The organism is Halomonas sp. KX33721, from assembly GCF_001596805.1.
In the GTDB taxonomy this organism is placed as follows: domain Bacteria; phylum Pseudomonadota; class Gammaproteobacteria; order Pseudomonadales; family Halomonadaceae; genus Vreelandella; species Vreelandella aquamarina.
In genome coordinates this window covers 1-10,578 of sequence record NZ_LVIA01000047.1, presented here as the reverse complement: position 1 = coordinate 10,578, position 10,578 = coordinate 1, and the positions used below count along the sequence as shown (strand labels likewise).

The following is a 10,578-nucleotide window of genomic DNA, read 5'->3' as shown; positions in this document are numbered from 1 at the left end:
AGCGGTGCTATTTTCGATATAAGTAAAAATGAACCTTAGTTACAGAACAACTTGAAACACCTATGCAGTAGATTTAACGAAATTAAACAAAAAAATCAAAACCTTACTAATGCAGCCACTATCCCCATTGAACAGCTTCATCGCACCATTAGTGGTGCGGGCTACGCACTGCTACTCACTGACCACCAAGGCCATGCTCTATGCACCTATCAATCTAACGCTCACTCCGGCAGGGTTCTCAAGCAGGCCTTCCGTCCTGGGGTCAATCTCTCGGAGCAATACATTGGGACATCGGCGATGAGCTGCGCGCTTACGGCTGGCCGACCTGTTGCTGTTTCAGGGCCGGAGCACTACTACACCACTAATCAATCGCTGAATTGTGCAGCCGCTCCCATCATCGCCCCCTACGGTCAAGTGATTGGTTCGATTGATATCACTCGGGAGCACAGCTTGGCCCCAGGCAGTGCACTTTCACTCGTCACCCAGTGCGCGCGGGCGATCGAACATCGCTTGATCATGCAGCTAGGGCCCTACTTGATCCTGCAACTAAGCTGGCAGCAAGTACCCACAACTAATGATATGTTGATCGCCCTCGGCCCCGAGGGCGAAATCCTGGGTATGACGCCGAAGGTGCGCGAAGTGATCGGCCTCACCGCTAGCCATGCCCCGAAAAACTTCCAGGAACTATTTGATCTTCGCTTTGGCGAACTGGTCGATGCCGCCAGGGGTCAGCGCCCCCCATTGGTAGGCCGGACATCTTCCGGACTTTCCTTCGTACTAAATCCAACGGTGCAGCATCAGACAAGCCTGATTGAGGGAACGGCTACCTGTAAAGATAGCAAGCGTCATTTGTCAGCGGTTGAATCGGTACCCGACTTTGGCGACGCGACTCTTAACAAACAGATTCCACTTGCCCTGAGAGCTGTTAACAAGCGTCTTCCCGTATTGATTCTGGGAGAAACCGGTGTAGGCAAGGAAGTCATGGCCAAGACTCTTCACGAACAGAGTGACAACAAAACAGGAGAGTTCATCGCTATTAACTGCGCCGCTATTCCTGAGACATTGATTGAAAGCGAGCTTTTTGGATATACCGAGGGGGCCTACACAGGCGCTCGCCGTGGCGGCGCGCCGGGTAAGATCGAGCAGGCCAACGGCGGCACCTTATTTCTCGATGAAATTGGGGATATGCCCCTTACTCTTCAATCCAGGCTGCTGAGAGTGCTGGAAACAAACGAAGTGAGCCGCCTGGGGGCGGGTAAGACGAAAAGCGTAAACTTCCAGTTAATCTGTGCAACTCACCATGATCTGGCATCAGCCGTAGCTCAAGGTGCTTTCCGTGATGATCTGCTTTACCGCATACAAGGGATGCCGCTAAGAATCCCACCTTTAAGAGAGCGCTCGCGGTTACAGGCATTTTTAGTAGAGCAGTGTTCACAAGTCACCCAGGGTACGCGTCAGCTATCATTTGATGCCCTCAAACGACTGGAGAACTACCCCTGGCCAGGAAATGTACGCGAACTGCGCCATGCCCTAAAACACGCTGATGTAATGGCTGATGATAGCGATCACCTGATCGATCTTTGCCACCTACCCACAGAGATCGTTGACAGCCCACCTCAACATTCAAGGAAGCGCTACTCATCAACACTAAAGGCCCAAGAGCAGCATATGATTGAGGCAGCGTTAGAAAAGACCGATGGCAATGTCAGCAAAGCTGCCAAACATCTAGGGATAGGCCGCGCCACGCTTTATCGCAAAATCAAGGAAATCCAGAGCATAAAATAGCCGTCCAAGCTGGGCCTCATGGCATAAGAGCAACAGAAGAGCGACGCATACACCCTAAGCTAAAGCTGTATCAAAATGAGAATGTTAAGACATTGCTCTCACTTTGAGACGCCTACGCACTATATCAAGGCCCTGAAGGAACGCTTGGGGATCATAAAAATCAACAACTTAAAATAAATATTCACGACCGTCTCAGTTGGCATGCTTCTCGCTACAGATTGCAGGCACCTTACAAGATCAATAAGCATGATGGAGATACATAACATGCGGACGTATAGCCTGCCCATGCACTGCGGCCCACTGAGCAAAAAGATTCGACATGTTCTCGCGATGGCTGGAGCATTAACGCTTAGCACCACCGCCACTTTAACCGCCAATGCCGCCGAAATTGCCACAGACCCGGGTGACTACGTACCACTACCAGAAGGCAGTACGCTAGGGCTGCTTTATTTACAGCATGCTAGCCGGGATTCAGTTTACGCGAACGGTGATTTGCTTCGCGATGATACGGGGCTCGATACCCGTATCGGTTTAGCCCGATTTATTCACTATCTGAATATCGGTGGGTATACCGTCAATCCCCAGATAATACTGCCTTTCGGTAGGGTTGAATTGAAAGCACCTTTCGGCCCTCTGGAGCCGACCTCCTCTAGTGGCATGGGCGATCCCATGATCGGCGCCACTACGTGGTTAGTGAACAACCCGGATCAACAAAAGTGGTTTGGTCTCTCCGCCTTTGCCTCAATGCCTGCGGGAAAGTACGACGCCTCTAATGGCCCCATTAATGTCGGTGAAAATCGCTGGAAAGGCATTTTCCAAGCAGGTTACGTCACCGGTCTTGGTGACGATTTTATGCTGGATATCATCGCCGAATACGCGACTTACGGCGATAACGATGACTTTATAGGTACGCGTCGTGAGCAAAATGATAGCCAAAGCCTACAGACACATTTCAAGTACTTACTCAGCCCTCAAAGCCACCTTGCCCTCTCCTACTATCACTCCTTCGGCGGCGAAACGACCGTTGGTGGTGTTCGGCAAGACGACGCACTTGATAACAGTCGTTGGCAGGCAACGTTCGCGACCTTTGTTCAACCCACTCTTCAACTCCAGATGCAGTACGGCCAGGACATCAATGTTGAAAATGGCTTCAAGGAAGACCAGCGCATTAATCTTCGTGTAGCCAAAGTATTCTGAACACGCACCTACTGGCAACGCCAACACAATGGCATATGCCCCCTGAGCCTTGTTGCCACAAGTATGGCTAAGGCAATGGGGTAACTTAGAGAAAAGCGTAGTACCGATATTGAAGCACGCGTGAGTCAATTGAAAAGGAGAAACATCATGTCCGATGCACAATTACTGGCACCTTCCATATGGCAAAAACACGTCTTTACAGGCCAGTGGGTAGCAGGTACCGGCGACGTATTGGCGGTCAAAGCACCTGCCAGTGACGCAACACTTGGCCATATCGGCAGCGCTGCTAGCGAGCAGGTAGATGCCGTCGCCGAAAAAAGCAACGCAGCCGCCACCGCTTGGGCCAACACCCCGTACGATGAGCGTGCGGCCATCATGCGCCAAGCCGCCCGTACCGCTGAGGAGCACCAAGATGAATTGATCCACTGGCTCATAGACGAGAGCGGTTCAACGCCCGCCAAGGCCGCGTTTGAAGTGGCGATATCAATAAAAGTACTGCACGAAGCCGCCTCGTTACCTTCACGTGCGGCGGGAGAGCTGATGCCCTCAACGCCTGGCCGTCTCAATATTGCACGCCGTCGTCCTGTGGGTGTAGTCGGCGTCATATCACCTTTTAACTTTCCCCTGTACCTCGCTATACGCGCGGTCGCCCCTGCGCTGGCATTGGGTAATGCGGTCATACTCAAACCCGACCCACGCACCAGTGTATGTGGCGGTGTCAGTATTGCGCGTCTATTTGAGATGGCGGGCTTACCTAAAGGTGTGCTTGCCATGCTGCCAGGAGGCGGTGAAGCAGGGGCGGCACTGGTCGAGAATCGTAACGTTGCCATGATTCAGTTTACGGGCTCGACAGCCGCAGGACGAAAAATTGGCGAAACCGCGGGCCGTTTGCTTAAGAAAGTATCGCTGGAGCTAGGCGGCAAAAACTCGCTGATCATACTTGATGATGCCGACCTAGATTTGGCCATTAGTAATGCCACTTGGGGGGCCTATCTGCATCAGGGTCAAATCTGCATGTCGAGCGGCCGCATTCTGGTTCAGCGGGACATCTATGATCGTTTCCTCGAACGCCTGACAGAGAAAGCACGCAGCTTAAGCGTTGGTGACCCGCGCAGTGGAGAATTCGCTCTCGGCCCATTGATTGACAAGGGCCAACTGGATCACGCATGTGACCTGCTGTCTCGCGCAAAAGCGTCCGGGGGCAACGTACTCGTGGGTGGTGAAACCGACGGGCTTTTCTTTAAGCCGGCGGTCGTCAGCGATGTCACCACCGATAACCCTATTTTTCACGAGGAGGCGTTTGCCCCTATTGCCGTGGTTATCCCTTTCGACACAGACGCAGAGGCAGTAGCACTTGCCAATAATACAGAGTATGGGCTATCGGCCGGGGTGATTTCGCGCGATGTGGGCCGTGCTTTACGCTTAGGCGAGCAGCTAAGAACAGGGTTGTTGCACATTAATGATCAAACAGTGAATGACGAAGTCATCAACCCCTTCGGCGGGGTTGGCGCCTCAGGCAATGGAACCAGCGTGGGGGGGAGCAGCAATATAGATGAATTCACGCAGTGGCAGTGGCTAACGCTCAAGGGGGAGGCGCCCGCCTACCCTCTTTAAATGCTGCCTTTAGCCAGAAATTTCTTATTACAACGCAATACCGAGGTGAACCATGACAAACAATACACACACGGACATTACAGTTGCAGTCACCCGAGAGAAAGGAGCTGACTTTACAATAGAAAAAGCGAGCATTCGCCCACCCCAGGGAGACGAAGTGCTGGTCAGGGTGGTGGCGACCGGTATGTGCCATACAGACCTGATCGTACGTGATCAGTATTATCCGGTGCCATTACCTGCCGTATTGGGGCATGAGGGCGCAGGTGTTGTGGAAGCCGTAGGCCCTGGAGTTACCTCACTTGAAATTGGCGACCACGTCGTCCTGAGTTATGCATACTGCGGTGCTTGCAACCCTTGTGATGCCGGACATGCATCGTACTGTAAAGACTTTTTTGGACGCAATTTCAGCGGTGGTGACCCCGACGGCTTCCAAGCCATTCGTGATGGTAACAACCAGCCTCTGCACGATCATTTTTTTGGCCAGTCCTCCTTCGCTACCTACTCCCTGAGCCGGGAAAACAATGCAGTCAAAGTGCCAAAAGACGCGCCTCTTGAATTACTTGGCCCCCTAGGTTGCGGCATACAGACAGGCGCCGGTGCCGTTATCAATGCTCTCAAAGTCACGCCTGGAAGCCGTTTTGCCGCCTTTGGTGCAGGGGCCGTGGGGCTTGCGTCCATCATGGCAGCAAAAATTGCAGGTGCCACTACCATTATTGCCATTGACATCATCCCTTCACGCCTGGAGCTAGCCAAAGAGCTGGGGGCGACACATACCATCAACTCCAAAGAGGAGTCAGTAGTAGAACGTATTCAGCAAATAAGCGGAGGCGGTGTTGATTTCGCGTTGGAGTCGACAGGCCGTCCCGAGGTGCTTCGTCAAGGGGTAGATGCCCTTGGCGGTCTAGGCATGCTAGGGGTGGTGGGGGCTCCTGCTTTGGGCACCGAGGCCGCTTTTGATGTGAACGATCTCCTTTTAGGAGGAAAAAGTATTCGCGGTATCGTCGAAGGAGACAGCGTGGCAAGACAGTTTATTCCTCAGTTGGTAGAACTTTACCAACAGGGTCGCTTCCCCTTCGATAAGCTGGTGAAGTACTACTCCTTTGAGGACATCAACCAAGCAGCCGCCGATAGTGCTGAAGGAATGACGCTTAAGCCTATTATCCGGATGAATGGCTGAGCGTATAGCATCCATTAATGCTGGCTAGCTTATAGTGGACGCGGCATCAGCGCACCGCCTTAAGTGCATTGAAAACAAGCTTTTGCCGGTGGAAGTTCTCCATCGGCATTTTTATCCAATGCTGTTGAGAAAAAATGCCCGAGCAGCGATAGCAGACACGGGCAAAGGAGGATGCGGTTATCGAGTGACAGAGGTAACAAAAGGTCAACCGCTTTTGGTGACCACCTCACGGGTGAAAATAAACTCGAAGTCCTTGGTTTCGAAGATTGCTGAAACGACCACGCCCAATACCAACGCCCAAAACGTGGCGCCGATGCCGAGAATCTGAATTCCCGACGCGGCAATTAGAAAGGCAAACAGTGCACCTATTTCATGCTTCTTGCCTGAAAAGGCGATAGCCATTGAGGAGGTGATGACCCGCATCAGTGCCAGCCCAGCGATAATGGCAATAAAGTAGCGCGGCGTAGCCTCCAGTAGGCTGACCACATAGCCGTAGAAAGGCGCGGCAACCACAAAGATAGCCCCCGCAATCACGGCTGCTACCCAGCGTTTTTCGTGAGTCCCCGCCTCCGGTGAAGCACAAACGCCAGTCATCGGTGCCGCAATGCAGGTGCTATGCAGGTTGAAGAATGATGACACCATGGTGCCTATTCCCCCCACGGCGGTAATTGCATTCGCTGGTGCATCTTTGTAACCCATGCCTTTGACTAGACCCACACCTGCGGGTGTCTCCATACCAACCAGAATGATAGCGAGCGGTAGCCCGTAGGTCAGAAAGGCACCAAGGGTGAACTCAGGCATGATGAACTCAGGGAAGCGAATGGTTGCCTCAATGCCTGATAGATCAACCCCTGTCACAGTAAGATAAGTAAGGCCCGCCAACATTGAGATGATCAGCGGTGGGATCTTGCGAAAGAGCCGAGTAGAGATAAAGAAAGCCAGGATCATAATAGAGGCAGGCAAAATGGCACTCTCCAGCGGCTTGACCATGTTTAGGCCAAAACTAAGCAGCATACCACCCACCATGCCCATCACTATTGGCATTGGTATCAAACGCATGACGATACCCATCACCCCGGTCACACCAGCGACCAGCGTGATGGCTCCTGCAATCAAGCTTGCTCCTAACGCGGCCTCTAAGCCTATTACAGGGATGACCGCTGCAAACATTAATGCCCCAGGGATGGAGTTAGCCATCGGGAGCGGCAAGCGGTAGTAAGCGGGCATGAAAAGCCCAAACAAGCCATTGATCATCAGGTAGCTGATGACCCATATCATGATAAAGGAGGAGTCGAGGCCAGCCGTAGTGCCAGCACTGATGTGAACCACTCCAACGCTGAGCCCCAAGATTCCTGCAACCAAGCCCGTACTAGCATTGTCGGCATTGAGGTCACGCAGGAAGTCGCGGGGCGCATACCTTAGGCTGACGCCTTTCTCAATATGTTTCACGGTGTGCTCCAGGGGATTATTGTGCTTAGAGTTATAGTTAATATTTCTTTAGAATTATCTTTTTTTTGAACTGCTAACTAACCGAGGTCGCCACCGCCCACCGGTAGCACGCTGCCAGTGATGTAACTCGCCTCATCTGAGGCCAGGAACAGGATCGGTGCGGCCATCTCATCGAGCGTGCCGTAGCGTTTCATCAGGCAGCTTTGCTTGGTCTGGTCGATATGTGCCTGGAACCAAGCCCGTTCGGTCTCGTTGCGAGGCTCGGGGGTGCCGCGGGAGATCCGGCGCGGCGGCGCCTCGGTGCCGCCGATGCCGGCGGCCACTACGCGGATGCCAGCATCAGTGTATTCAAATGCCAGTGACTCAGTCAGCGCATTAACACCTCCCTTGGCCGCCGAGTAAGGGATACGGTGGATGCCTCGGGTCGCCACGGAGGAGACGTTGACAATCACGCCAGCGCCCTGGGCCACCATCGTTGGTAGAGCCGCGCGGCAGCACCACAACGTCGGCATTAAAGAGCGGTTGATCTCTGCGGAAACTTGGGCCTCGCTAAACTCCGTAAAGGGCTTGAAGTTGATGGCGCCGCCAACGTTATTGATCAAAATATCAATACGCCCAAACTTGTTGACAGCCGCCTGCATTGCCTGCTCAGCACCTGACCAGGTTTCCAGGTCTGCTTGTACCGCCATCACCTGACTACCGCCCTGGCTGATCTCCGCCACCACGTCGTGAATATAGTCAGAGCGATCCACCAGCACCAAGCATGCTCCTTCAGCCGCCGCGCGCTCGGCAACCCGCCGCCCAATCCCTTGAGCGGCACCCGTGACTATCATCACCCGATCCTGAAAACGAGCCCTATCTGAACGCTGATCGCTCATGCTTACGCTCCCACTTGGTTAGGAGTGAATTTTTCATAGTGGAAGCTTTGCGGTTCAATCCCTTCACCATCGAAGTACTTGAGCACAGCATCCACCATCGGAGGCGGCCCACATAGGTACACATCCACATCACCATCATGCATGACAGCGGCGTCCATATGATGAGTCACATACCCCTTGCGCGGATGCTCGCTGGCCTCGTCCACCACCACAGTGGAGTAGCTGAAGCTAGGTAGCTTCTCAGCGAAAGCATCTAATGCATCTATTTTGACGAGGTGATCATCTTTATTAACGCCGTAAATCATGTGGATGGGCGCATCACACCCCTTATCGACCAGTTGCGCTAACATGGACAAAAATGGCGCAAGTCCCGTACCGCCAGCCAGCATCAGTACCGGACGCTTTACTTCGCGTAGGTAAAAACTGCCTAATGGGCCTGTTAGGGTGAGCCTGTCGCCTACTGTAGCGCGCTCGGTCAGATAGCCACTCATTACCCCGTTGGGAATATTGCGAATCAAGAAAGTGGCTCGCTTATCACTTGGCTGAGAGCTGAATGAATAAGAGCGGTGTAACTCAGTGCCAGGTACGTCAATATGAATGTACTGACCCGGCAAAAAGGCGAGTCCCGCTTCATCATCTAAATCAACCACCAGTTCAATACTGTCCTCGGAGAGTTGCTCAACCGCCGCTACCGTGCCCTCAACTTTGCCCACCTGTGTTTTGCACAGTGTGGACGCCACAGGTACTTGGATAACGCAGTCCGAAGACGGCACCATTTGGCACGTCAGCACTTGGCCTTCTGCAGCTTCTTCGTCAGACAGTGCTTCTTCCAGGTACTCGTCGCCCATATCAAACTCGCCCTGCTCACAGTGGCCTTTGCAGGTACCACACACGCCGTCAGAGCAATCCATCGGGAGGTTCACTTTCTGCCGGTACGCGGCATCAAGAACGGTTTCCCCTTCTTTACAGCCAATAAAGCGGGTCACGCCGTCCTCAAAATTGAGGGCAATGGTATAACTCATGATTAAATCTCCTCTCCCATCAGGTCACACGTGGTAAATGTCAATGACCTGATGGATATAGTCGTTATTCAGCTGCACGACTTTTCTTGTGATCAATGGACGCTCGCTCGACACGTCCAGGGTGTAAAACGAGGTGCCAAAAAAGCTGTCGGTCTTTTTATAGCGATGACTCAACGTGTGCCAGTTGAACCGCAGTGTGACCGTGTCACCCTCGTGCGTCAGGATCTCCAGGTTGCTTACCTGGTGCGTAGTACGTGGCTCCGGTGTGCTGGCACCACTACGCTCGGTTTTGATGCGATACACCCGATCTTCTAACCCTTCGCGGTTGGGGTAGTAGATCAGGGAGATCTCGCTATGGGGGTCGCGGGTGAGCTGGTCGTCGTCGTCCCAGGCCGGCATCCAGAACTCGGCGTCTTTGTGATACAGCGTGAGCCATTCGTCCCACTCGCGGTCGTCCAGCAGACGGGCTTCGCGGTATAAAAAGGCTTGGATGTCGTGATAGCTGATACTCATGGCCTTTCTCTCCTTTCTTTAGGCATCGGGCGCTTAGGCGGTCGCGGTGGCGATAAACTGACTGCGCTCTTTGTCGATGGCGCGCAGCATTTCGCTGACCCAGTGCTTGTGGTGCAGTACGTAGAGGCCTTCATCTTCGGGAGAGGCGCCGCTGAGCAGTGGTTTCATGCCGATGGCCTGGGCGTTTTCGTCCGCGCCTTCGATCCATTGCTTGGCGCCGCGGGAGAGGTCATTCCATTCAGCTAGGGCGCCGTTGTAACCTTCCTGACACGCACGGAACTCTTCGAGGTCATCCGGTGTGCCCATGCCGGAGACGTTGAAGAAGTCTTCGTATTGGCGGATACGCACACGACGGTTTTCCGCTGACTCGCCTTTGGGGGCGAAGCAGTAGATCGTGACTTCCGTTTTATTGACGTCGATGGGGCGCAGCACGCGGATTTGCGTGGAGAACTGGTCCATCAGGTAGACGTTGGGGTAGAGGCACAGGTTGCGCGTTTGATTCACAATCGAGTCGGCGCGGGCTTCCCCTAACTGCTCTTGGATCCACTCCTTTTCTTGGTAGACCGGGCGGACTTCGGGGTTGAGCAGCCGGGTCCACAGCATCATGTGGCCGTTTTCGTAGGAGTAGAAGCCGCCTTTGCTTTTCGACCAGCCGTCCGCGTCGACCGCCTTGGTACCACCGGCATCGTAGTTGCGGCGCTCCATGGTGGAGGCGTAGTTCCAGTGCACGGAGCTGACGTGGTAACCGTCGGCACCGTTTTCGGCCTGCAGCTTCCAGTTGCCGGTGTAGGTGTACGATGAGGTGCCGCGCAGGATCTCAAGACCTTCGGGGGCTTGGTCGACGATGTTGTCGATGACCTTGGTGGTTTCACCTAGGTGCTGTTCGAGCGGCTGCACATCGTCACTCAGGCTGCCGAACAGGAAGCCTTTGTAGTTCTCAAAG

General features: G+C 53.6%; 9 protein-coding genes. 4 read left to right on the top strand and 5 right to left on the bottom strand.

Translation table 11 applies throughout. The features are described from left to right. Positions 1-51 precede the first annotated feature (51 nt). The 4 genes from A3220_RS15370 (at position 52) to A3220_RS15355 (ending at position 5,773) form a co-directional block, all read left to right on the top strand. Positions 52-1,785 carry a sigma-54-dependent Fis family transcriptional regulator gene (locus tag A3220_RS15370; protein WP_062375718.1) on the top strand — a complete coding sequence of 578 codons (1,734 nt, stop codon included), beginning with the start codon at positions 52-54 and terminating at the stop codon, positions 1,783-1,785. 264 nt (positions 1,786-2,049) lie between these two features. Further along, positions 2,050-2,982: a transporter gene (locus A3220_RS15365; protein ID WP_252860497.1), complete on the top strand. Its 933-nt coding sequence runs from the start codon at positions 2,050-2,052 to the stop codon at positions 2,980-2,982. A 147-nt stretch (positions 2,983-3,129) separates the two neighbouring features. After that, entirely contained in the window at positions 3,130-4,596 is a 1,467-nt protein-coding gene (locus tag A3220_RS15360) for a benzaldehyde dehydrogenase (RefSeq protein ID WP_062375715.1), read from the top strand. 52 nt (positions 4,597-4,648) lie between these two features. Continuing rightward, entirely contained in the window at positions 4,649-5,773 is a 1,125-nt protein-coding gene (locus A3220_RS15355) for an NAD(P)-dependent alcohol dehydrogenase (RefSeq protein ID WP_009286243.1), read from the top strand. A 204-nt stretch (positions 5,774-5,977) separates the two neighbouring features. On the opposite strand, the gene A3220_RS15350 is transcribed toward A3220_RS15355, so the two are convergent. The 5 genes from A3220_RS15350 to A3220_RS15330 all read right to left on the bottom strand — a co-directional run. After that, positions 5,978-7,222, bottom strand: a complete 1,245-nt coding sequence (locus tag A3220_RS15350) for a benzoate/H(+) symporter BenE family transporter (protein WP_062375714.1) — start codon at positions 7,220-7,222, stop codon at positions 5,978-5,980. 77 nt (positions 7,223-7,299) lie between these two features. After that, complete coding sequence (gene benD, locus A3220_RS15345; protein WP_062375712.1) at positions 7,300-8,100, bottom strand: benzoate diol dehydrogenase BenD; 801 nt, start codon at positions 8,098-8,100, stop codon at positions 7,300-7,302. 2 nt (positions 8,101-8,102) lie between these two features. Continuing rightward, complete coding sequence (gene benC, locus A3220_RS15340; protein WP_062375709.1) at positions 8,103-9,122, bottom strand: benzoate 1,2-dioxygenase electron transfer component BenC; 1,020 nt, start codon at positions 9,120-9,122, stop codon at positions 8,103-8,105. Between the two features lie 24 nt (positions 9,123-9,146). Continuing rightward, entirely contained in the window at positions 9,147-9,635 is a 489-nt protein-coding gene (gene benB / locus A3220_RS15335) for a benzoate 1,2-dioxygenase small subunit (protein ID WP_062375706.1), read from the bottom strand. 33 nt (positions 9,636-9,668) lie between these two features. Next, the coding region (locus tag A3220_RS15330; RefSeq protein ID WP_290123754.1) for an SRPBCC family protein at positions 9,669-10,578 on the bottom strand (910 nt) is incomplete at its 5' end.